Here is a 22,788-nt window from a genome sequence, read left to right on the forward strand (position 1 = left end):
CCGTGAAGATGCGGCAGAGCAGCGAGGCAGGTAGAGGCGTGCTGGGCGAGTCAATCACCCGTATGCACTCACTCAGCAAGCGTGCGGTCAGCAGTCGCCAGTTCATTGAAGAGCTAAGCCAGCGAAGTGAAGAAATCCAGCGCGTGACGCTGGTGATTCAATCCATCGCCAGTCAAACCAATCTGCTGGCCCTTAACGCGGCCATCGAGGCGGCGAGGGCGGGTGAGCATGGCCGCGGCTTCGCCGTAGTCGCCGACGAGGTCCGCGGGCTGGCAGGACGTACCGCCAGCGCAACCGAGGAAGTCGGGCAGATGGTCGCCGATATTCAGAACCGTACTGTGCAGGTGGTTGAACAGATCCGTCAGTTGTCGTCCGATCTGGACAGTGGGGTCGGTCAGGTCGAGCTTACCGGCCAGCACCTTGAGAACATCGCCCGGCTGGCGGCCGGGGTTGAATCGCAAATAGGCGAAATTGCGCAGGGTGCCGAGACCAATCAGGAGCAACTGTCCAGCTTGTTTGTTGCGGTACAGCAGATGCGCAGCGATCTGGCGATCAGCGACGAGCAGACGCGCAAACTGGCTGATGCTGCGGTACAGATGGAAGGTCAGGCTGAAACGATCAGTGAACGCCTGGCGGAGGTTGGGCTGGACGACTATCACCAGCGTGTCTACGACCTGGCCCGGGAGGGGGCCAGTCAGATTGCGGCAAAATTCGAAGCGGATGTCGACGCAAACCGGATCACGATGAATGACTTGTTCGACCGTAGCTATCAGCCGGTCGCCAATACCCGGCCCGCCAAATTCCAGACCCGCTTTGATCGTTACACCGATGAGGTCTTGCCTGCGATTCAGGAGCCTGTTCTGTCACGTCATGACGGTCTGGTTTTTGTCATTGCCTGCACCCCTGAGGGTTATGTGCCCACCCATAACAAAGCCTTCAGTCAACCGCTGACAGGCGATGTCGCTGTCGATACGGTGAAAAGTCGCAGCAAGCGCAAATTCGATGATCGCACCGGTATTCGCTGCGGCAGTCACCAGCAGGCGGTACTGCTGCAAACCTATACCCGTGACACGGGTGAGCTCATGCATGATTTGTCCGTACCTATTATGGTCAAAGGGCGTCATTGGGGTGGTCTGCGGATGGGCTATAGGCCACAAACGTAACTATCTCTGATTCGCGAACTGTCCAGGCAGGCGATTGAGAAATCAGGCTTTTGTAAAGCACGTCTCATGTTCGGGTTGCCTATTATTGTAAGACTTTGTTGTTTTAATCTTTCAGGGCTGTAGGAGGTTTCTGAAAGTGTTGTGCCCACGTTGACGAAAGTTTATTGCTGCGCAAGATGCTTATATCAAGGTTTTTTAATTGATTTAACGCAGCTTGATGACCTGCTGCGCAATAGGCGGATATGTGATGAAAAATACAAGGAATGTATTGATTGCACAGGGCGCTTCGGGAGCTGCAACACTGGGGGTGACCGTACGCGTTGGCGTGTTCTTCGATGGTACAGGGAATAATCGCAGCAACAGCCAGATCGGAGCTGATTGCCGGGCCATGGCCGAGATCAGCGCAAATAAACATATTGCTGAATGTGGTGGGAGGCACAGTGACCCAAACAGCAGTTACAGTAATGATCTAAGTAACATTGCCAGATTGGCGGATCTCTACTGCAATCGACCCGTCGCTAGTAACCTGGGTGACGGTCTTAAAGTGTATTGGCCCATTTATGTGAGCGGGATTGGCACTTTATCGGGGGGGCGTGATTCAGTCTGGCCTGGACAAAGCTTTGGCCGCGGTAGAACCGGCGTTATTTCCAAAGTCTCACGGGCGGTCGAGAAGCTTGGGGCTCTCCTGACGACATTTTCCCAGCACAACCCTGGCTGTTTTATCAGCACTCTGGAACTGGACGTATTTGGTTTCAGTCGGGGGGCTGCTGCTGCCAGGCATTTTGCCAATGAGGTGCTCAAGGAAGATAAAGGCGAGCTGGAGCCCATGCTCAATCGGCGTCGAGTGCCACTGAGTCCTGGCTTTTCCTGGCAGAACGGCAGCGTCAGAATGAAAGTGATCGGCCTGTTTGATACCGTTGCAGCAGTTGGCGGTATCCGGGATATGGGGAATCTTGGAGACGCCCACAATGACAAAGTTAATCTCTACTTGCCCCCCGGGTGCGCCGAGCAGGTTTTGCATCTGGTCGCCCGCGACGAGGAGCGCCGCAACTTTGCGCTCAACAGTGTCCTGCCACATTGGCCAATGGAAATTGTGCTGCCGGGAGTGCATTCGGATATCGGCGGTGGCTACCATCCGCAGATGATCGAGAAGGTACTGTTGACCCGACCGATCTGGAGTTTTGTAGAGGGTGCGACTCCCAACGAATCAACCCAGGCCTGGCAGCAGGCGTTTGCAGAAATGAAGGGCATGGATCAGGCTGCGTTGATTGATCCAAAAGACGCTGAAGCTTCACTGTCTATAGCCTGCAAGGAACGCCCGACCAAAGGACCTTACAACAGGGGCGTCGGCAAGGCGGTGATGGCTGCTGTTTGCTTGCAGCGTCAGGTGTTCGGACACCTGTCCAGAGTCCATCTGCGTGTCATGCATGCGCTTGCGTGTGATGAAGGCGTTCCTTTCAACCCCATTCCTGGCTCACAGGATTTCCTGATCCTGCCTGAACTGCAAGGTGTCGCCCGCAAGCTGATTGCCTATGCACGAGGGGCGGCTTACTCACTTGATGCAGAAGAGGAACAAATGCTGCGTCATCGTTACATCCATCGATCTGCGCACTGGGATGCATTGATCGACAGCCGTCACAAATTCAACGACGCTCTGTTTGTGCATGCGCCGCAAAGTGGGGGGCGTGTTCGTTGGCCGAATCAGGAGGGGCGAGGTTAGTTTCACTGGAGATCTTATAGCTGCAAAAGCAATGGCCCCGGTTAACCGGGGCCATTGCTTTTGCGAGAGTTTACTTGGCTTCGTGGAGCAGCGCGTTCAACTCGTCAACTACTGGTGCCCAATCGTCATCCAGCAACAATGTCTCTTTAAGATACTTGCCTTGCTGCGGCGTCCAGAACTCTGCCTCGGATACCTTGACGTCACCAGGCAGCGGACCATGCTCATCAACAAACGCATCGATGCTCTCCTGGTCTGAATTCAGGCCCAGTTGTTCAAACAAGGTGGCCAGGGTCGGTGTTTCCAAATCCATATCATCTCCTCGGCGGGCTTGACCCGATCTGTCGGTTGCACGCTTGAAGCTGCGTAAAGCATCTGAGCGTATCCATGACCCAAGAGTTCGACGCAAATAGCGTCAGGTGTTCAATGCGCCGGCATCAACGGCATCTTTCAGTTCCCTGGCTGACTCCTGGGCCGCTTTGGCGGCCAGGTCTGCGGTTTTGAACCAGCGGTCTTTTTCTACCTGATGACAGGAAATGGTATTTACAGATTGCTTGGCGCGCATGACGATGACGGCCTGAAACTCACCCTCTACTTCTCTGGATTCACCCCAGATAAAAAACTCGCCGATATCAAATTCAGTCACTGCTTATCTTCCCCTGGATGACGAGTTGCTTTCGACCTGAGCTTGCGTGCGCAGGACAGCATTCTTGATGCAGGCGAGTATGGCAGTTGTTGACCGTCGCTGGCCGCCTTTAGTCGCAGCAATTAGAAATGCTCTGTCGTCTCGCATGAAGATTGGAGTAGGAATGTGCCCTGAAGGGCGAGGCATAATGCTCTTCTTGTTGTCTGAATGGACTACATCTGTCGATATGCACAAAACGGATATAGGCGGCAGGCATCTCCAACCGGTAGAATCCACCGAATGCCAGCGCTCATCGCGCTTTCGGTATCGTCGACGTTCTCTGCACAAGCACCCCTGGCCTGGGTTGGCGGTGCCATGTGGCTGCAATTGCTGCAAGAGCACGCAAGGGAACTGCCCGTCTGATGCGCTACAACAAGGTAGCGATAGCTTTTTCTGACCGTCCGGTTGTCTCCGGACGGGATCATTTTCAAGTTGGGGGTTTTAACTTTGGCAGTAAGTAATCTGGAGACACACGCGCTGTTCGTGCTTGGTGATCTGCGGGCGAAGTTGGTAAAACAGTTCCAGTCCCGTTTTGTTTATGTCTGCGAGCAGTCTGCTGAAGGCATTTACATCGCTGAAATCGATACTGAAACAGCGCTGGTTGTCGACGACAAGCCGCGGCTTGAGCTGAAGGTCGGCGATCATTTTCGCGCAGCCGTATTGCCCAGCCGAGAAGGCGGAAAATTCGAAATCAAGTTTCGTGAAATCAAACTGACCGTCTATGGCCTTGGCGAATATGCCTATGTCGATATTCCTGAAGGGCACGGTATCGTGTTCAAGGAAGGTCAGAGCATCATGATGGTCTTTGCAGCCCACGAGCAATTGCAGGGCGGATTGACCAAGACCCTGAAGACTGCGACCACCAAAGCTGCAAAGTGGCGCAAGGGCGAGCTGACCTTCAAGGCCAGCGAGTAAACCCGGCAGGCAGCGACTCAGCTGCCGCTGGAGTCACCTTGCTGACCACCACTGCTGACTTCCGGTGGCACATCGTCGCCCGCCATGCGCTTACGAAACAGCCCGGTGCGGGCGAGCAGCAGAGTGGTCACCGGGACGGTGATAGCAAGCAGCACCGGAATCAGCCACGCGTGGATCACCGGTTCTGACTTGAGCGCCGAGAAGTACACAATCGAGGCGAGCGCAACACACCAGGCACCCAGTGTCGAGGCCAGCGCAGGCGGATGCATGCGTTGAAAAAAGTCCTTCAGGCTCAGCAAGCCCAGTGCGCCGGTCAGGGCGAACAGACTGCTGGCGATCAGCAGTATGGCGGTGAGGATTTCGACCCAGAAGGGCAGCACCACTGTCGAGTTCATTCGATCACTTCTCCACGCAGCAGGAATTTGGCCAGGGCAAAAGAGCCGACAAAGCCAAACAGTGCAATCAACAAAGCCGCCTCGAAATAGGTATCACTGGCATAACGAATGCCCAGTACCAGCATCATCAGCATGGCGATGATGTAGAGGTAATCCAGAGCCAGTACCCGATCCTGAGCCGAGGGGCCCTTGAACAGGCGAATCAGGGTGAAGACCATGGCCAGAGCGAAGATGAACAAGCTGGCCAGAATGGCATTGCCGAGCAAGGCACTCATTGGAAAATCTCCATCAGCGGGCGCTCATAGGTAGTTTTGAAATGCTCGATAAACTGCGCCTCATCTTCCAGATCGAAAACATGCATGAGCAGTACGCTGCGGTCCAGCGCAAGTTCTGACCAGACGGTCCCTGGAACCACCGTGGTGATAATGGCCAGGGCTGCCAGACCATTGGCGTTGTGCAGGTCCAGCGGGACTTTTACAAAGGCCGAGCGCGGTGGGCGTCGCTTTACATTCCAGACTCTCCAGCCCACCTCCAGATTCGAGCCAATGACATCGCGACCCACCAGAAAGAACAGTTTGAAGATCACGCCCGGTCGTTTGATGCTCACAGGCAACGGGCGAAGTGGAGACATCAGCAGAGGGGCGAGGAAACCCAGCACGGCTGCCAGAATCAGATTGCCGGGACTGATCGAGAGATTCAGTACCAGCCACAGCACCGCCAGTGCAAGGGAGAACCACGGAGCAGGGAAATAACGCTTCATGGTTGCACCGCCGAGACTGCAGTGTCACTGACCGGCCCGGGCAACGGCCGGGTGGCCATTACCGACTGAATGTACTGTTTGGGTTCGTGCAGCGCGGCGGCCGTGTCGCGGGTATAACGCAGCAGTGGTTCGGCCTGGAATGTCAGGGTGATACACAAGCCCAGCAGGATCACGATGGGCACGCACTCATAGTGCCGCAGCAGCGGCGAAGGGCGTTCCTGTGGTGTCCAGAAGCGCTGGATGCCGATCCTGGAGAAGGCCATCAGCGAAGCAAGGCCGGAGAAAATCAGCAAACCCACCAGCAACCAGCCCTGGCTCGAAATCGTTTCGTCCTGGGCCACATCCAGTCCAAGCGGGTTAAGCAGCGCGCTGAGCAACGTCAATTTGCCGATAAATCCGGAAAGCGGCGGCATGCCGATGATCAGCAAGGCGCAGGCAATGAAGCTCAAGCCAATAAATGCCACGGTCATCGGGATTACCTGACCGACCACGGCTTTCTGCTGGTCATCAAGGTTGGTGCCTGGCGGTGGATTCAATGATTCCACGGTCCGCGGTAACTGGTCGGCATCGTCTTCCAGTGGCAACTCATTGGCTGAGCGCGAGCGTTCGATGAGTTCAGCGATAAGAAACATGGCGCTGAGTGCCAGGGTCGAGCTGACCATGTAAAACAGCGCGCCTGCTGTGAGGCTTGGCTGGGCGAAACCGATGGCGGACAAGAGAATGCCGGCCGAGACGAGAATGCTCAGCGCTGCCATACGCTCCAGGCGTTGTGCCGCGATGATTGCCACTGCTGCGGTAAGAATTGTTGCCATACCGCCATAGATCAGCCAGTCGCCGCCAAAGAACGCAGAAGGGCCAGCCTGCACTGAAAACAGCAAGGTCCAGAGCCGCAGCAAGGTGTAAATGCCGACCTTGGTCATGATCGCGAAAATAGCTGCCACGGGCGCACTGGCGGCGGAGTAGGCGGGCACCAGCCAGAAGTTCAGCGGCCACATGCCAGCCTTGGTCAGGAATGCCACCGCAAGAATCGCGGCGCCGGCGTGCAGCAGGCCCAGATCGGCCTCCGGTACCTGCGGAATCTTGATGGCCAGGTCAGCCATGTTCAGTGTGCCGGTCACGCCATAGATTAGGGCGGCGCCAATCAGGAACAGCGAGGACGCCAGCAGGTTGATCGCAATGTAATGCAAGCCTGCGGAGACGCGGGCACGGCCCGAGCCGTGCAGCATCAGGCCGTAGGAGGCCGCGAGCATGACTTCAAAAAACACGAACAGGTTGAACAGATCGGCGGTGAGGAATGCCCCATACAGGCCCATCAGTTGAATCTGGAACAAGGCGTGGAAGCTGGAACCGGCGCGGTCCCAGCGAGCCAGGGCGAAGAGCAGGGCGCACACACCGACGATGCCAGTCAGCACCAGCATCATTGCCGACAGGTGATCCACCACCAGCACAATGCCAAACGGGACTTCCCAGTTGCCGGGCAAGTACACGCCGATTGAGCCCGTGGTGCCGGTTTTCTGTACCCACATGAACAAGGTGACGGAAATAGCCAGGCCGAGGATGCTCGAAAGCAGATTGATCCGCGCTTTGAGCGGGCGGTGTTTCTCACCGAGCCAGAGCATGATCGCAGCCGTCAACAACGGCAGCAGAATCGGTGCCACGATCAGTTGATTCATCAACGTCATTCTTTGGGCTCCCGGCCGTCAACGTGGTCGGTACCGGTCAACCCTCTGGATGCCAGCAGCAGCACCAGAAACAGCGCGGTCATGGCAAAGCTGATTACGATGGCGGTCAGCACCAGTGCCTGGGGCAGCGGGTCGGTGTAATTCAGCAGGTCCTGAGGAACGCCGTCCTTGATGATCGGCTCCCGGCCGATGAACAGGCTGCCCATGCTGAAGATGAACAGGTTGACGCCGTAGGACAGCAGGCAAAGGCCCATGACCACCTGGAAGGTCCGCGGACGCAGGATCAACCAGACGCCCGAGGCCGCCAGTACGCCGATGGCAATCGCGATAACTTCTTCCATCAGGAGGCTCCTTGTTGTGCGGCGACAATGTCGGCGATTGGGTTCGGCACCGGTTTGGGCAGCGAAGTAGGTCGGTGGCTACGCACCGACTGGTGCGCCAGTGCCGTGAGAATCAGCAGTGTCGATCCCACGACAACCGCGTAGACCCCTACATCAAAAAACAACGCGCTCGCGACATGGATATCGCCCAGCAACGGCAGGTCCAGATGCGCGGTGTGGGTGGTCATGAACGGATAACCCAGGAACATCGAGCCCAGACCGGTGCCAATCGCGAACAACAAGCCGGTGCCCATCCAGCGCAGTGGCCGCAGGCTCATCTGAGCCTCCACCCACTGCGTACCCGCGACCATGTATTGCAGAATAAAGGCCACGGACATCACCAGACCGGCGACAAAACCGCCCCCCGGCTGGTTGTGCCCACGCATGAACAGGTACATCGAAATCACCACAGCAATCGGCAGCAGCAGGCGCACCAGTACTGCCGGAACCATCATGAAGCCCAGCGCGGTATCACTGGCGCTGCGCGGATTGACCAGGTCAGTTACCACATCCGGAGCCAGCAAACGCTGCTGGGCGGGTAACGGAATACTTTCCTTGGGCGGACGGAAGCGGCGCAGCAGGGCAAACACAGTCAAGGCCACAGCCGCCAGCACGGTGATTTCGCCGAAGGTATCGAAACCCCGGAAATCCACCAGCATCACGTTCACCACGTTACTGCCACCGCCTTCGGGAATGGCGCGGCTGAGATAGAACGAGGAAATGGTGTTGGGCGTCGCACGCGTCAGCATCGCGTAGGACAGCAGCGCCATGCCACCGCCGACCAGTGCCGACAGAATGAAGTCGCGAACCCGACGATTTCGTGCACGGACCCGGCTGCTGAGCGAAGGCGCCACGTTCTCGTTACGTCGTGGCAGCCAACGCAGCCCCAGCAGGATCAAGACTGAGGTGACTACTTCCACCACCAGTTGTGTAAGGGCCAGATCGGGTGCGGAGAACCAGACGAATGTGACGCAGGTCATCAGCCCGCAAACACTGACCATCACTACGGCCGCCAGGCGGTGGTACTTGCCTTGCCAGGCCGCGCCCAGTGCACAGGCGATTGCGATCAGCCACAACGTGACGAAGACGCCCGAACCCGGAATCTTCGGCCGGTCGCCCCACGTCAGGCCACTGAAATACATCGGGATAAAACCGCCAATCAGTGCTGCCAACACCACCAGAAATAACTGAGGTTGCAGGCGACGGGTACTGATGAGACTTTCGAAACGCCGTGCCCAGCGGGTCATGATCACCAGCGAACGCTCGAAGAAGCGCTTGCCGTTCATGCGCTGCACCAGCGGCGGGCCAGTGAAGCGGTTCTGTTTGAACGAGTTGCGCAGCAATAGATAGAGCAGCACGCCGCCAGCCATGGCAATCAGGCTCATGATCATGGGGGCGTTCCAGCCATGCCAGATGGCCAGGCTGTACTCAGGTAGCGTTCCGCCCACCACAGGTTGCGCGGCAGCCGCGAGCAGCGGTGCCACGGATTGCGAAGGGAAGATCCCGACGATCACACAGGCGATCACCAGAAACTCCACTGGCGCACGCATCCAGCGCGGAGGCTCATGAGGTGTGTGGGGCAGATTGGTCGCTTTCGGACCGAAGAAGACATCGACGGTGAAGCGCAATGAATAAGCAACACTGAACGCCCCGGCGATGGTGGCGATCACCGGCAAAGCCATCTCTACCCAGGCCGAGGAGCTGACGAATACTGTTTCAGCGAAAAACATTTCCTTGGACAGGAAACCGTTCAACAGGGGTACGCCCGCCATCGACGCGCTGGCGACCATGGCCAGCGTCGCGGTATAGGGAATCAGGGTGACAAGTCCACTCAGTTTGCGGATGTCCCGCGTGCCGCTTTCGTGGTCGATAATCCCTGCGGCCATGAACAGCGAGGCTTTGAAGGTCGCGTGGTTGAGAATGTGGAAGACTGCCGCGACCGCTGCCAGTGGGCTGTTCAAGCCCAGCAGCAGGGTAATCAACCCCAGGTGGCTAATGGTCGAATAGGCCAGCAGGCCCTTGAGGTCATTCTGGAAAATCGCTGCGTAGGCACCGATGATCAGGGTGCAGGCACCTGCACCGCTGACGATCCAGAACCATTGCTCGCTGCCGGAAAGGGCAGGCCAGAAACGCGCCAGTAGAAACACGCCTGCCTTGACCATGGTCGCCGAGTGCAGATACGCCGACACCGGCGTCGGGGCCGCCATCGCGTGGGGTAGCCAGAAGTGGAACGGGAACTGCGCACTTTTGCTTAATGCGCCTATCAGGATCAGGGTCAGCAAGACCGGGTACAGGGCGTGGGCGCGGATCGCTTCGCCTGAGGCCAGCACGCGGTCCAGATCATAGCTGCCCACGACATGACCGAGCAGCATGACGCCTACCAACAGCGCGAGACCGCCTGCACCGGTGACCATCAATGCCATATAAGCACCGCGTCGAGCGTCTGCCCGATGGTGCCAGTAGCCAATCAGCAGGAATGAGAAAAGACTGGTCAGCTCCCAGAAGAACACGATCTGAATCAGATTGCCGGAAATCACCAGACCCAGCATGGCGCCCATGAACGCCAGGAAGAACGCAAAAAACCGCGGCACCGGATCATCCGGAGACATGTAGTAGCGGGCGTATAACGAAACCAGCGTGCCGATGCCCAGCACCAGCATCGAGAACATCCAGGCGAAGCCGTCCATGCGTAGGACGAAATTCAACCCCAGACTGGGTAGCCAGAAATATTCTTCGCGGATCACACCGCCGTCGACGATTTGCGGGTACCACAAGGCAACCTGAATCGCGCCGGTAACGGCCACAAGGCCGGCGAGAATGGATTCAGCGTTACGCGCGTTGTGCGGCAAAAATGCCGCCAGACAGCTGCCGATGAAAGGCAGAAGCAGTAGAACTATCAGAGACATAGGCTTCTAATCTGCAGGGAAATGTCAAGGATCATACGTGCTGGACTGTGTAACACCAAACGCCAAGGTGTCGCAGAATCCTACAGACCTTGTAGGCAGAAGCTGAGTTCTGTTTATTTATAGTCGGATTTTTCGCGTGTTAATTCGTTTCTTTAAACACCGGGTCAGTTCCGGTCTGTTCTTCAGTGGATGCCGTGGTCGATGCAGTGCGGCGTTTCATTTCACTGACGATCACCGCCGCGACGATGAGCGCTGCGCCAATTAACGCGACGCCGGGTAGGCGCTCACCGGCAAGGCGACCAAAGATTCCGGCCCACACCGGCTCACCGGCATAGATTACAGTGGCGCGGGTTGGGGGAACGGTCTTCTGTGCCCAGTTCATGGCCACTTGAATCACTGCGCTCATGGCCCCGAGCCCCACCGCGCTGATAACCAGCATCCAGGAAAAATCCGGCAAGGCCTCGCCCGTCGGTACGATCATCAGGAATGACAGCAATGAAGCGGTAGCCAGTTGCACTACGGTGACCCGGCGCACGTCGACCTTGCCACCGTAAGCACTGATCATGATGATCTCGGCGGCCACTGCAATCGCGCAGATGATCGTCGCTATTTCCCCCGCGCTGAATTGCAGACTTGCTCCGGATGGCCCCGACAGCAAGATCAGCCCGGTAAAGGCCAGACAGATCCCCACGCTGGGCATCAACCCCGGCCGACGTCCCAGTACCAGCCATTGCAGCAGCGGTACGAACGGGACATAAAGCGCCGTAATAAAAGCTGACTGGCTGCTGGGAATAGTTTGCAAACCGATGGTCTGTAATCCGTAGCCAAGCATGATGGCCGCACCGATCGCGACCCCGGCTTTTATTTCAAGCAGGGTCATGCCGCGCAACACGCTTAACGAACACAGCGCGACGATGATTGCCGCCGCTGCAAAGCGCAGGCCTACGAAAAACATCGGGCCGCTGACGGTCATGGCGTGTTGTACGATCAGAAATGTGCCGCCCCACAGCAGGGTGATCAGGATCAGTACAACTTCAGCTTTGCTGATACGGGGCTTGATAGAGGTAGACTTCATGCTTCTCACTGGCGTTTACAGGCTTGCGTGATACATCGACCTGAGTTTTAAAGCTGGGCAGTATACTGCGCAATGATTTCGAGAGAATAAAATATTGAGCAACGATAATTCGCAACGCGCCCCGGTTTTGCAGCACGTCAGTCAAAACGTGCGACGGTTGCGCAACGGGCAGGACATGAGCCAGACCGCGCTGGCGGAAAAATCCGGGGTCAGTCGGCGCATGCTGGTGGCCATTGAGGCGGGGGAGAAAAACGTCAGCCTTGCGACCCTTGATCGCGTCGCCGAAGCGCTGGATGTAGCGTTCAGCGATCTGATTCAGGCTCCTGAGCATCGTGACCCCAGTCGCATCAACGAGGTGGCCTGGGCCGGATCGATACCGGGCAGCCGTGCAGTCCTTTTGGCCAAAGCCACAGCCAGACGTGAAGTCGAACTCTGGGAGTTCTGTCTGGAGCCGGGAGAAACGTATCAGTCCGAGGCCGATCCTGACGGCTGGAGTGATCAGGTTTATGTGGTCGAAGGGCACCTGACCGTCATTCTGGTGGAGCGCACACAGGCAGTCGGTCCGGGGGAGTTTTTCATGTTTGCCAGCAACCAGGCCCACAGTTATCGCAACGACGGGCAGGTCCGGGTGCGATTCGTCCGTAACGTCGTGCTGTGAGCTGTTGCCTGATAAACAGGTAATCAACAGTTGTGTTGGCTCAGCATCTTATTCAATAACGTCGCGCCGCTGATCTGTCGTGAACAGCGGGATTGAGCCGCGGGCACGGGCTGTGCATTGAACGCACTGTTGATATCGACCCCGGCTTGAGATTTTAGAAGAGCGAACCTGATCTATGAGTTCCAGCGACAAACACCCGGCTGACGTTTTGATTATTGGCGGCGGCCTGAGCGGCAGCATGCTGGCGGTTCAGTTGCTGCGCCTGCCGGGCAACCGGCGCATCTCTATCATTGAAACGCGTAGCGAACTGGGCCGGGGCGAGGCCTACAGCGCCACGGAGTTGGGGCATACGCTCAATGGCAACGCGGCGCGCATGAGTGTCGATCCGGACAACGCCGACGACTTGACCCAATGGCTGACGCAATTCATCGCGGAAGGTGGCTGGCCCGAATCCTTTGAGCAGGATGTGCCAGTGGCTGAGCTGTTTCCGCCACGGGGTATTTTTGGCCTGTATGTGCAGCAGCGTCTGGCCGAGGCTCGATCAATTGGCTCGCGTTACGGTTCAAGTGTCGAGCATGTGCGCGGTGAGGTGGTCGACCTGGAAACCCAGGCGCAGGGGGTGACGCTGAGTCTGGCGGACGGTCAGTCCCTGCACGGGCGTTTTGCGGTTTTGGCTACGGGAATGTACGCCGCGTCCCGCACCCCGCAACGGCAGTCCGACGGACTGAATGCTGCTGCGGTAGATCCGTGGGATGTCAGCGCGATGCGGCAACTCGATCCGCAGGCGCGGGTGCTGATCATTGGTTCCGGGCTAACTATGGTCGATGCGGTGGTGTCGTTGCAGCAGTCCGGGCATCGCGGCCCTGTCGATATATTTTCCCGGCATGGGTTGCTGCCTCATGTGCGTCGGCAGCCGCCAGCCTGGGTGGATTTTCTCGGCGAAGATCACACCCTTCGCAGCCCTCGGCAGTTGCTGCGCAAAGTGCGCGAGCAATGTGCGCAGGCGATTGAAAGGGGAGTCGACTGGCAAGCGCCACTGGATACCGTGCGGGCTAACATCGGCCGGTTATGGCATCAGGCCCCGGATGTGCAGCGCCGCCAGTTCGTGCGCCACGTGCGGCCATGGTGGGAAAGCCATCACCATCGCTCACCGCCGCTGAGCGCTGCACTGCTTGCGCAACTGATTGATCAAGGACGAGTGACGATTCAGGCCGCTTCGTTGCAAGGGTGTGAAGTCCTGCCTTCGGGCCAATTACAAATTCGTATTCGACACCGTGGTCAGGGTGAAACTTCAACGATCGTGGGGGATGCGCTGATCAATTCCACGGGCATCGAATACGACTGGCGACGCGTGGATCGGCCTTTGCCTCGACAACTGCTGGCGCGAGGCCTGATTCAACCTGGCCCGCTGGCGCTGGGCATCGCCGCCGACCAGGGCGGAGCGGTGCTGGATGCGCAAGGGCGGGTGTCTGACCGGTTGTTCGCCATGGGCCCGCCATTGCGGGGGCTGTGGTGGGAAAGTACGGCCGTGACTGATGTAGCGCTGCAAGCCAAGGCGTTGGCGGGGCGGTTGGTCGGAACTCATTTGGCTTAAGGCCTTACGCCTATATCGCCGCGGATGCGGCCCAGACCAAGCCCTGCTCCAACAGAGGAGTGCCAGTTGGAGCGAGGCTTGCCCGCGAATCAGTCGGCACGGTACTCCAGAAAACCGCGTCATCGTTCTTCGCGGGCAAGCCTCGCTCCAACGAAGTAACGCCTGTAGGAGCGGCCTCAGGTCCGGCACGATACAGGCGCTGAAACTCTTCAATCCTGATCCAGCAACACCGGGCCATTTCCCTGTTCGCCCAGTTTGTCCCCCCAATTGCGCAACGGGCAGGCTTGCATCGACAGGCAGCCACAGCCGATGCAACCGGTGAGCTGATCGCGCAGGTCTGTCAGGCGCGCGATGCGGTCGTCGAGTTCGTCCTTCCACTGTGCCGACAACTTGTTCCAGTCAGCCGCAGTCGGCGTGCGTTTTTCCGGCAGCGTTTGCAGGGCGGCATGGATGCTGGCCAACGGGATACCCAGGCGCTGGGCGACTTTGATCAGTGCCACTCGCCGCAGCATTTCTCTAGGGTAGCGGCGCTGATTGCCCGCATTGCGCTGGCTGCTGATCAAACCCTTGGTTTCATAAAAGTGCAGGGCAGTGACCGCAACCCCACTACGGGCCGCCAATTGGCCGACGGTCAGCTGCTTGCTGGCAGGGCCAGATTTTTTGCTGGTTGTCATAAGTGACTGCTTGACCTCTAGTTAAGTAGAGGTTTTACCCTTCGAGGCCTCGGTTGGCAATACCGTGTAATCACTCAGCAAAAACAATCCCTGCAGGAGCCAACGTGTTGGCGAGACGATCTGCCTGATGAACCACGTCATGCGTCTCGCGAACAAGTTCATCCTGCTGGACCGGGGACACAGTGCTGTCGCACAGCCAATATGGGGTTCTGTAGGAGTGAGCTTGCTCGCGATAGCGGTAGATCGGTTGAGAAATTATCGCCTGCCCCGACGCTATCGCGAGCAAGCTCACTCCTACAGTAAAAGCAATTAAAAATCAGGTAGTTATATTTTTGTTTGTCGGGAGGTAGTCATGCAGCCAGCAGAAGAAAACCTTTGCTTTAACCAGCTCATTGAATTCACCGTAAGTCCCGCTCAACAATCCGGACTGGTAACGGCCCTGACCGAGCAAGTCGAGCGCTATACCTGCACGTATCCCGGTTTTATCAGTGCCACCGTTCAGGCCAGCGATGATGGCTGCAGAGTGCTTGGGCAGACGCTCTGGCAATCACGGCGAGACAGTGAAGAGGCGCTGCTCAATGCCGAGGCGAATGAGCAGGATTTCATGACGTTGCTGCGTCGGCATCAGGTCAGTGCAGTAACCTTCAATAGCTGGCAGGTCTCTCGGACCATCCGGGCCAGAAGCTGACAGGCAGGGCACTGTTCAGACTGAAACCTGCATCACCCGGTCACCCTGCAAGTTTTCGCCGGGCCGTCGTTTGTTCACCGCCAGTTCCCCGATCTTGATCAGGCGGGTGCGAGTGACATTGCGGGTCAAGCCCAGCAATGCGGCGGTGTGAACCTGGTTGTAGTGACTGAAGCGGTAGGCTGCCCGCAGCAACGCGTCTTCGACTTTTTCGTGCAGCGCCCCAGCCTGCTCCTCGAACAGTTTATGGAAGGCTCGCTCCAGTAGTGCGTCGACAGATTCGTCGTTTGCAGGTTGATCGTCCTGGCGCTCGATACGCAAATTCGACAGACGCAGGTCATCACGTTGAATTAATCCATCACGGCAGATCAGCAGCGTGTGATGAATGACGTTTTCCAGCTCGCGAATATTTCCGGGCCAGCTATAGCTTTGCAGTTTGCGCTCGGCTTCGGCGGTAATCCGGATCGGCCCATATCCCAGCCGAAGGCTGTAGGCGTCGATAAAGTGCCTGACCAGCGGCAGGATATCGCCGGGACGTTCGCGCAACGGTTGCAGTTCGAGGTTGACCACATCCAGTCGGTAATACAGATCCTCGCGGAAATGCCCGGCATTGATCGCTTTTTCCAGCTGCACGTTGGTTGCCGCCAGTACCCTGACATTGATGGGAATACTTTTGCGCGAGCCCAGCCTTACGACCTCCCGCTCTTGCAGCACCCGCAGCAGCTTGACCTGAATCGGCATGGGCAGATCGCCGATTTCATCGAGAAACAGCGTGCCGCCATTGGCCTCTTCGAACCATCCCGCCTTGGCGTTCAAGGCGCCAGTGAACGCGCCTTTCTCGTGGCCGAACAGCTCGGCCTCCACCAGTGACTCGGCAAATGCGCCGCAATTAACGGCAACGAACGGCTGATTACGACGTTCGCTCAGGCTATGGATATGCCGCGCAACCAGCTCCTTGCCGGTGCCGGTTTCGCCAATGATCAATACGCTGGCGTCGCTGGGTGCGACCTGCTTGAGGTGAGCCAGCAACGCTTTTGATTTTGGGTCTTCGAACACCTGGGCCGTGGCGCGGATTGAAGTCGCCAGTGCGGGGTTCGGCGGTAGGGTCAGTAGCTGCATGGTGATCACTTCTTGTATGAGGCAAGCCAGAGCGTTGCCAGCCAGGTAAACGCGATCCCGTGGGAGCGAATTCATTCGCGAAGAGGCCGGTACATCCGCTGGAGATTCGTCGACATCCCACAGGCCTTCCGCTATCCGAAAGCGCGATGTCAGTTCTCACCAACTGCCTATTTCTGCGGCGGCAAATCGTTGGCAATCATTTCCCCGAACGGTCCGGTCAGGTTGGTGATTCCACGTCCGGCCAGGCTGCGATACGGCTCGGGCAGCAACGGGAAAACCAGTTCGGCAAAACGGTAGGCTTCTTCCAGATGCGGGTAGCCGGAGAAGATGAAGCTCTCGATTCCCAGATCGGCGTATTCCTTGATGCGTTCGGCGACTTCCTGCGGATTACCGACCAATGCAGTACCCGCGCCACCCCGAACCAGGCCCACGCCTGCCCACAGGTTTGGCGCGATTTCCAGATTGTCCCGGCGGCCATCGTGCAAGGCTGCCATGCGGCGCTGGCCTTCGGAGTCAAAGCGCGAGAAGGATTTCTGTGCAGCCGCGATCGTTTCGTCGCTGATGTGCTCGATCAGCGTGCTGGCCGCTTTCCATGCTTCTTCACTGGTTTCGCGGACGATAACGTGCAGGCGAATACCGAATGTCACCGTGCGACCTTTACGTGCTGCGCGCTCGCGGACATCGGCGAGTTTTTCGGCTACGGCAGCTGGCGGTTCGCCCCAGGTCAGGTAAACATCCACTTGATCTGCAGCCAGTTCATGGGCGGCTTCGGACGAGCCCCCGAAGTACAACGGCGGATAAGGTTTCTGAATCGGCGGATACAGCGCCTTGGCGTTTTGTACGCGCAGATGTTTGCCTTCGAAATCCACGGCTTCGCCTTGCAAAACACGACGCCAGATCTGCAGGAATTCATCGCTGACTTCGTAGCGTTCGCTGTGATCGAGGAAGCTGCCGTCACCGCGGTTTTCGTCCGGATCACCGCCGGTTACCACGTTGATCAGCAGGCGGCCGCCAGACAAACGATCCAGGGTTGCCGCCATACGCGCCGAGACAGTCGGTGAAATGATCCCGGGACGAATCGCCACCAGATACTTCAGCTTTTCAGTCAGCGGCACCAGCGCAGAAGCGATCACCCAAGAGTCTTCACAGGAGCGCCCGGTCGGGATCAGCACGCCATAGTAGCCCAGATCGTCCGCTGCCTGAGCCACCTGCTTGAGGTAGTTCAAGGTCACCGGACGAGCACCTTTGGTGGTACCCAGAAAATGGCCGTCGCCGTGAGTCGGAAGAAACCAGAAAACATCCATGACAAAACCCTTGAGCCGCATGCGGCGCTGATGTGTTGGATGGCTGTTGCTCAGCCAGCAGTAGGTGGCTAGTTATAAAGGCAAGGATTTATTCCTCAAAAGAACGGATATCCATATTTTTATATCTTTATCGAATATGGCCTGGCTGGGGAACGCTTCGCAGCCTTCGGCAGCTCCTACAGATACTCGGTACTACGCCCATTTGTAGGAGCTGCCGAAGGCTGCGAAGCGGAGGTGCTGACACACCCGGAAAATCAATGGCACACACACTCACGCATGAGTCTCCTAGCCTTTGGACGTTGCTCAAAAAAAGGATGTTTTAGATGACGACAGGATTTCGTGGCCACTACTTACGAAAGGGCCGCTTCTCGCAAGTTGGTTATTTTTATATTTTGACTGCGGTAGTAGAGAACCGTCGGCCTGCTTTCAAGGATTGGCGTGCGGGGCGCCTGGTGGTGGAGCAGTTCCGTTCAGCCGAAGAGGACGGGTTGGTTCGCTCCATGGCTTGGGTTGTTATGCCTGACCATTTTCATTGGCTCGTAGAGCTGCGTCATAAAACCTTGCCGGGATTGATGTGCCGGGTCAAATCCCGAAGCAGCAAATCAATTAAGCGTTCCGGGGACTGGCACGGTCCGTTGTGGCAGCGTGGCTATTACGACCGTACTCTGCGCCATGACAACGACCTGCAAAAAGCCGCCCGCTATATTGTCACTAATCCACTGCGAGCGGGACTGGTTCAGCGAGTGGGTGATTACCCTCTTTGGGATGCAGTCTGGATTTGAAGCCCATACTCCACAACACCCCGTCACTCCCCTCGAAACTTTTGTCCCATCGCCCCGGTCACTCTAAACACCTCATAAAGGGAATCAGGCGATGGCAAGGGCAATCTGGAAGGGCGCGATCAGTTTCGGGCTGGTGCATATCCCCGTCGCGCTGGTTTCGGCGACCTCTTCACAGGGGGTGGATTTTGACTGGCTGGACAAACGCAGCATGGATCCTGTGGGCTACAAGCGCATCAACAAGGTCACAGGCAAAGAGATGACCAAGGAAAACATCGTCAAGGGCGTGCAATACGAGAAGGGCCGCTACGTGGTCCTCAGCGAAGAAGAGATTCGCGCCGCCCACCCCAAGTCGACCCAGACCATTGAAATTTTCGGTTTCGTCGCGGGTGATCAGATTCCGCTGCAAAACATCGAGACACCTTACTACCTTGCCCCCGACAAACGGGGTGAAAAGGTTTATGCATTGCTGCGCGAAACCCTCGTGCAAACCAAAAAAGTCGCGCTCGCCAATGTGGTCCTGCATACCCGCCAGCATCTGGCTGCAGTGATGCCGCTGGAATCAGCCATGGTACTGGTTTTACTGCGCTGGCCGTCGGAAGTACGTGGTCTGGACACGCTGGAACTGACCGATGCGGTGACCGACGTGAAGCTTAATAAAAGCGAGCTGGCCATGGCCAAGCGGCTGGTGGAAGACATGAGCGCCGACTGGACGCCGGAGGACTACCGCGACACGTTCCAGGATCAAATCATGGGGCTGGTGGAAACCAAGGCCCGGGAAGGCAAGCTCGAAAGTGTCGAAACCGAGCCTGAAGACACTGATCGCAAAAGCGCTGATGTCATCGACCTTACCGAATTGCTTAAACGCAGCCTTGCGGGTAAAGGGTCGGTCAGCAAAAAACCGGCAAAACCTGCCGCCAAAAAAGCCGAGCCTGCAGAAAAAGCCCCGGCCAAACGTCGTACACCACCTCGCAAGAAAACCACCAAGGCATCTTGAGGAGTATTGCCTGACGTCGCAGAGGATCATCAATGGCCAAGCAGCCCAGCGAATACGCACGCAAACGTAACTTCGATATCACCAGTGAACCTGCCGAGGCAACGGTCAATGCTAAAAAAGGTAAATCGGCTCACGCCCTGAGTTTCGTGATTCACAAGCACGATGCGCGCAACCTGCACTACGATTTTCGACTGGAGCTGGATGGCACCCTGAAAAGCTGGGCGGTGCCTAAAGGGCCGAGCCTTGACCCGACCCATAAACGTCTGGCGGTCCACGTCGAGGACCACCCGCTGGGTTACGGCAGCTTCGAAGGCAGTATTCCTGAAGGTCAGTACGGTGCCGGTGACGTGATCGTCTGGGATCGCGGAATCTGGCAGCCCCACGGCGATCCGCAGCAAACGTACAAAGACGGCAAGCTCAAGTTCACCCTGGTCGGGGAGAAACTCACCGGTGAGTGGGCGCTGGTCCGCACTCGCCTCAAAGGCAGTAGCGACAAGCAACAGTGGTTGCTGATCAAAGAGAAAGACGAGATTGCCAGACCCGGCGCTGAATACGACATAGTGGCCGATCAGCCGCAAAGCGTGATCAGCGGCAAGCTGGTGGGCAAACCGGCGGCGAGTAAAAAAGCGGCCCCGGCTGAAGCGACGACGTCTAAAACCAAAGCTGCCAATGCCAAAACTGCAAAGACTAAACCTGCAAAGGCCAGCAAGGCCGCGAGCGTCGTGCCTGAAACGCTCGCCCCGCAACTCGCCACGCTGGTGGATGCGCCACCCGCCGGCGACTGGCTTTACGAAATCAAGTTCGACGGTTACCGGATCATGACCCGGATTCTTGACGGGGAGGTGCGGCTGTTCAGTCGTAATGGCAATGACTGGACCGACCGTCTGCCGTTGCAGGCCAAAGCGCTGCAGTCGTTGGGGCCCAAAGACAGTTGGCTCGACGGCGAAATGGTCATGCTCAACGACGAAGGCTTGCCGGATTTTCAGGCTCTGCAAAATGCTTTTGAGGTCGGGCGCAGTAAAGACGTGGTGTATTTCCTTTTCGATGCCCCCTTCATTGAAGGGCAGGATCTGCGGGAAACCCCGGTGGAGGAGCGCCGCGCTGCGTTGAAAAAGCTGCTCGGCAAAAGCCGTAGCAAGCTGTTGCGCTTTTCGGATGCATTCATGTCCCGTCCTAAAGACATTGTCGAGAGCGCAAGCGCCATGGGGCTGGAGGGCGTTATTGGCAAGCGGGCGGGCAGTCTATATCTGAGCAAACGCAACCCGGACTGGATCAAGCTCAAATGCCGCTTGCGTCAGGAGTTCGTCATTGTCGGCTTTACCCAGCCACAAGGTTCCCGCAGCGGCTTTGGTGCATTGTTGCTGGCGGTAAACGGAGACGATGAGGACTCGGGGCTGGTGTATGCCGGTCGAGTCGGCACGGGCTTTTCCGAGCGGACACTCAAACAGATAAGCGAACGCCTGAAAAAGCTGGAGCGCGAATCCTCCCCGCTGGCAAAAAAACTCACCAGTGCTCAAGGGCGTGGCGTTCACTGGATTGAGCCTGACCTGGTCTGTGAGGCGGAGTTTGCTGAATGGACGCGGGAAGGGATTATCCGGCAGGCCGCGTTCATCGCGCTGCGCAGTGACAAGCCTGCCAGTGAGGTCTTTCATGAGTATCCGCAGGCGGCAAAAAAACTCAAAAAGCCATCTCGATCCAAACCCGCAGAGGCTGACAAACCCTCGGTTGTGAGCAAAGGCCGGGTAGTGATTGCCGATGTGAATATCAGCCACGCAGAGCGGGTGATCGATACAGAAAGTGGCGCGCAGAAAGCCGAGCTCGCGCATTACTACGAAGAGATTGCCGACTGGATCCTGCCGTATCTGAAAAGTCGTCCGGTATCCTTGTTGCGCTGCCCGGAAGGTGTCGCGGGCGAGCAGTTTTTCCAGAAGCATTCTGAAAAGCTCGCCATTCCCAACATCAAGCAACTTGAACCCGAACTGGACCCGGGACATGCACGCCTGATGGAAATCGACACCGTGCAAGCCCTGGTGGGCGCTGCGCAAATGGGCACTATCGAATTGCACACCTGGGGCGCGACCAGTGATCGCATCGAGACACCTGACCACTTCGTGCTCGACCTTGACCCGGACGACGCGCTGCCGTGGCGTAGCATGATCGAAGCCACGCAAATGACCCTGGCAGTTCTGGATGAGTTAGGCCTGCAGGCGTTTATCAAGACCAGTGGCGGCAAGGGCATGCACATTATCGTGCCATTACAGCGTCAGGCAGACTGGGAAACAGTGAAAGCATTCGCCAAGGCCATCGCTGAATTCATTGCCAGGCAATTGCCGGAGCGCTTTACCGCGACCATGGGGCCGAAAAACAGGGTCGGCAAAATCTTCATCGATTACCTGCGTAACAGCCGGGGCGCGAGCACCGTGACCGCCTATTCGGCGCGCGCCAGACCTGGATTGCCGGTGTCGGTCCCCGTGGCCCGCGAGGAGCTGGAAGGCCTCAAATCAGCGCAGCAATGGAACATCGGCAATCTGCAACAGCGCTTGCGCAAGCTCAAGGCCGATCCGTGGAAGGGCTATGCCAATCGTCAGCGGATTACCAAAAAAATGTGGAAGCAGTTGGGGGTTGAAGGGCGGTGAGCAGTTCTATTTGATCTGCGGGAGCCGGGCCCAGACCAAGCCCGGCTCCCACAGATTTCCGCAATTCTGTAGGACCGGCTTTAGCCGGGAGGACGTCCGGATAGTCGCTAAATTTCCTCGGCAGAACACCACTCTCCCGGCTAAAGCCGGTCCTACGGGATTGTGGGCGACCATAGAATCTCCCACAGGGAAGGGCGCGCATCTCGTTTGATCTACGCGATTCTGTTACCCGCGCGTATTCGCCTGCTCTGCCGGAAAAAAATGACCCTCCATGCCCATGTTTTTCAGCAATTCCCTGACCGTAGCTTCGATGCCGGACACGGTTGGCTGATCCTCGGTGTCACCCATTTTCACCACCAGGCGACTGCTGTTCTGGTCGTGAGTGCCTTCGCTGAGCATATCGTGGGTGAACACCTGTTCGGCGCGCCATAAACACAGTTCGGTGGATCCACTCAGCCAGATTTCATTGATTGTTCTAAGGTCAGTGGTAGCCAGCTGATCCGCAGTGATCATTTTGTCCATGGTCTTGTACCTGTCAGTGAGTCGATAAAGATCTGACGTGCCGCTGTCGCCCGTCGTTCAACCTTTCGAAACAGTTACCGCTGAACCGGTACTCGTCATTCGAGTCGATCACTCAACGGTGCCAGGACAGGCATCAGCAAAA

General features: G+C 57.4%; 22 protein-coding genes and 1 pseudogene. 10 read left to right on the plus strand and 13 right to left on the minus strand.

The window, feature by feature from the left end:
• Positions 1-143 precede the first annotated feature (143 nt).
• Both AO242_RS30220 and AO242_RS18390 read left to right on the plus strand, forming a co-directional pair.
• Positions 144-1,163: pseudogene (locus tag AO242_RS30220) on the plus strand (methyl-accepting chemotaxis protein); the annotation flags it as partial.
• A gap of 247 nt (positions 1,164-1,410) precedes the next feature.
• Entirely contained in the window at positions 1,411-2,883 is a 1,473-nt protein-coding gene (locus AO242_RS18390; RefSeq protein ID WP_099269834.1) for a T6SS phospholipase effector Tle1-like catalytic domain-containing protein, read from the plus strand.
• 70 nt (positions 2,884-2,953) lie between these two features.
• Here AO242_RS18390 and AO242_RS18395 read toward each other — a convergent pair whose 3' ends face one another.
• The gene (locus AO242_RS18395) at positions 2,954-3,193 is read right to left on the minus strand and encodes a DUF2789 family protein (protein ID WP_027899361.1); all 240 of its coding nucleotides are present in this window, start codon (positions 3,191-3,193) and stop codon (positions 2,954-2,956) included.
• 102 nt (positions 3,194-3,295) lie between these two features.
• Positions 3,296-3,526 carry a hypothetical protein gene (locus AO242_RS18400; protein WP_027899362.1) on the minus strand — a complete coding sequence of 77 codons (231 nt, stop codon included), beginning with the start codon at positions 3,524-3,526 and terminating at the stop codon, positions 3,296-3,298.
• Between the two features lie 279 nt (positions 3,527-3,805).
• On the opposite strand from AO242_RS18400, the gene AO242_RS29780 reads away from it, so the two are divergent.
• Together AO242_RS29780 and AO242_RS18405 are read left to right on the plus strand one after the other, a co-directional pair.
• Complete coding sequence (locus AO242_RS29780) at positions 3,806-3,928, plus strand: hypothetical protein (protein ID WP_255879230.1); 123 nt, start codon at positions 3,806-3,808, stop codon at positions 3,926-3,928.
• A gap of 84 nt (positions 3,929-4,012) precedes the next feature.
• Positions 4,013-4,480 carry a hypothetical protein gene (locus AO242_RS18405; RefSeq protein WP_027899363.1) on the plus strand — a complete coding sequence of 156 codons (468 nt, stop codon included), beginning with the start codon at positions 4,013-4,015 and terminating at the stop codon, positions 4,478-4,480.
• A 17-nt stretch (positions 4,481-4,497) separates the two neighbouring features.
• Here the strand turns inward: AO242_RS18405 and AO242_RS18410 are convergent, their stop codons facing one another.
• From AO242_RS18410 to AO242_RS18440, 7 genes are all read right to left on the minus strand, one after another.
• Positions 4,498-4,875, minus strand: a complete 378-nt coding sequence (locus tag AO242_RS18410) for a Na+/H+ antiporter subunit G (protein WP_027899364.1) — start codon at positions 4,873-4,875, stop codon at positions 4,498-4,500.
• Positions 4,872-5,150 carry a K+/H+ antiporter subunit F gene (locus tag AO242_RS18415; protein ID WP_027899365.1) on the minus strand — a complete coding sequence of 93 codons (279 nt, stop codon included), beginning with the start codon at positions 5,148-5,150 and terminating at the stop codon, positions 4,872-4,874. The genes AO242_RS18410 and AO242_RS18415 overlap by 4 nt, the downstream gene beginning before the upstream one ends.
• The gene (locus AO242_RS18420) at positions 5,147-5,635 is read right to left on the minus strand and encodes a Na+/H+ antiporter subunit E (protein ID WP_027899366.1); all 489 of its coding nucleotides are present in this window, start codon (positions 5,633-5,635) and stop codon (positions 5,147-5,149) included. The genes AO242_RS18415 and AO242_RS18420 overlap by 4 nt, the downstream gene beginning before the upstream one ends.
• Positions 5,632-7,317 (minus strand): monovalent cation/H+ antiporter subunit D, encoded by a 1,686-nt coding sequence (locus AO242_RS18425; RefSeq protein ID WP_027899367.1) that lies wholly within the window; start codon positions 7,315-7,317, stop codon positions 5,632-5,634. Before AO242_RS18425 ends, AO242_RS18420 begins: the two co-directional genes overlap by 4 nt.
• Positions 7,314-7,658, minus strand: coding sequence for a Na+/H+ antiporter subunit C (locus AO242_RS18430; RefSeq protein ID WP_027899368.1), 345 nt, complete (start codon positions 7,656-7,658; stop codon positions 7,314-7,316). The genes AO242_RS18425 and AO242_RS18430 overlap by 4 nt, the downstream gene beginning before the upstream one ends.
• Positions 7,658-10,603, minus strand: coding sequence for a monovalent cation/H+ antiporter subunit A (locus AO242_RS18435; protein ID WP_027899369.1), 2,946 nt, complete (start codon positions 10,601-10,603; stop codon positions 7,658-7,660). Before AO242_RS18435 ends, AO242_RS18430 begins: the two co-directional genes overlap by 1 nt.
• A gap of 139 nt (positions 10,604-10,742) precedes the next feature.
• Complete coding sequence (locus tag AO242_RS18440; RefSeq protein ID WP_099269835.1) at positions 10,743-11,678, minus strand: DMT family transporter; 936 nt, start codon at positions 11,676-11,678, stop codon at positions 10,743-10,745.
• A gap of 94 nt (positions 11,679-11,772) precedes the next feature.
• On the opposite strand from AO242_RS18440, the gene AO242_RS18445 reads away from it, so the two are divergent.
• Both AO242_RS18445 and AO242_RS18450 read left to right on the plus strand, forming a co-directional pair.
• Entirely contained in the window at positions 11,773-12,336 is a 564-nt protein-coding gene (locus tag AO242_RS18445) for a helix-turn-helix domain-containing protein (RefSeq protein ID WP_099269836.1), read from the plus strand.
• 175 nt (positions 12,337-12,511) lie between these two features.
• On the plus strand, positions 12,512-13,930 hold the full coding sequence (locus AO242_RS18450) for an FAD/NAD(P)-binding protein (RefSeq protein ID WP_099269837.1): 1,419 nt from the start codon (positions 12,512-12,514) through the stop codon (positions 13,928-13,930).
• A gap of 209 nt (positions 13,931-14,139) precedes the next feature.
• Here the strand turns inward: AO242_RS18450 and soxR are convergent, their stop codons facing one another.
• Positions 14,140-14,604, minus strand: a complete 465-nt coding sequence (soxR, locus tag AO242_RS18455) for a redox-sensitive transcriptional activator SoxR (protein WP_099269838.1) — start codon at positions 14,602-14,604, stop codon at positions 14,140-14,142.
• Between the two features lie 352 nt (positions 14,605-14,956).
• Here soxR and AO242_RS18465 point away from each other — a divergent pair, with 352 nt between their 5' ends.
• Complete coding sequence (locus tag AO242_RS18465) at positions 14,957-15,292, plus strand: antibiotic biosynthesis monooxygenase (protein WP_099269840.1); 336 nt, start codon at positions 14,957-14,959, stop codon at positions 15,290-15,292.
• Positions 15,293-15,307: 15 nt separating this feature from the next.
• On the opposite strand, the gene AO242_RS18470 is transcribed toward AO242_RS18465, so the two are convergent.
• Positions 15,308-16,408: a sigma-54 interaction domain-containing protein gene (locus AO242_RS18470; protein WP_049826831.1), complete on the minus strand. Its 1,101-nt coding sequence runs from the start codon at positions 16,406-16,408 to the stop codon at positions 15,308-15,310.
• Positions 16,409-16,575: 167 nt separating this feature from the next.
• Positions 16,576-17,712, minus strand: coding sequence for an FMNH2-dependent alkanesulfonate monooxygenase (ssuD, locus tag AO242_RS18475; RefSeq protein ID WP_099269881.1), 1,137 nt, complete (start codon positions 17,710-17,712; stop codon positions 16,576-16,578).
• A 323-nt stretch (positions 17,713-18,035) separates the two neighbouring features.
• Between ssuD and AO242_RS18480 the strand changes: the two genes are divergently transcribed.
• From AO242_RS18480 to ligD, 3 genes are all read left to right on the plus strand, one after another.
• Positions 18,036-18,494: an REP-associated tyrosine transposase gene (locus tag AO242_RS18480; protein WP_099269841.1), complete on the plus strand. Its 459-nt coding sequence runs from the start codon at positions 18,036-18,038 to the stop codon at positions 18,492-18,494.
• Positions 18,495-18,585: 91 nt separating this feature from the next.
• A complete protein-coding gene (gene ku, locus AO242_RS18485; protein ID WP_027899379.1) occupies positions 18,586-19,488 on the plus strand; it encodes a non-homologous end joining protein Ku in 903 nt (300 codons plus the stop codon).
• 32 nt (positions 19,489-19,520) lie between these two features.
• The gene (gene ligD / locus AO242_RS18490; RefSeq protein ID WP_099269842.1) at positions 19,521-22,124 is read left to right on the plus strand and encodes a DNA ligase D; all 2,604 of its coding nucleotides are present in this window, start codon (positions 19,521-19,523) and stop codon (positions 22,122-22,124) included.
• Between the two features lie 225 nt (positions 22,125-22,349).
• Here ligD and AO242_RS18495 read toward each other — a convergent pair whose 3' ends face one another.
• Entirely contained in the window at positions 22,350-22,646 is a 297-nt protein-coding gene (locus tag AO242_RS18495) for a hypothetical protein (RefSeq protein ID WP_099269843.1), read from the minus strand.
• Positions 22,647-22,788: the final 142 nt, after the last annotated feature.

It is taken from the genome of Pseudomonas sp. ICMP 561 (assembly GCF_002699985.1).
GTDB classification, from domain to species: domain Bacteria; phylum Pseudomonadota; class Gammaproteobacteria; order Pseudomonadales; family Pseudomonadaceae; genus Aquipseudomonas; species Aquipseudomonas quasicaspiana.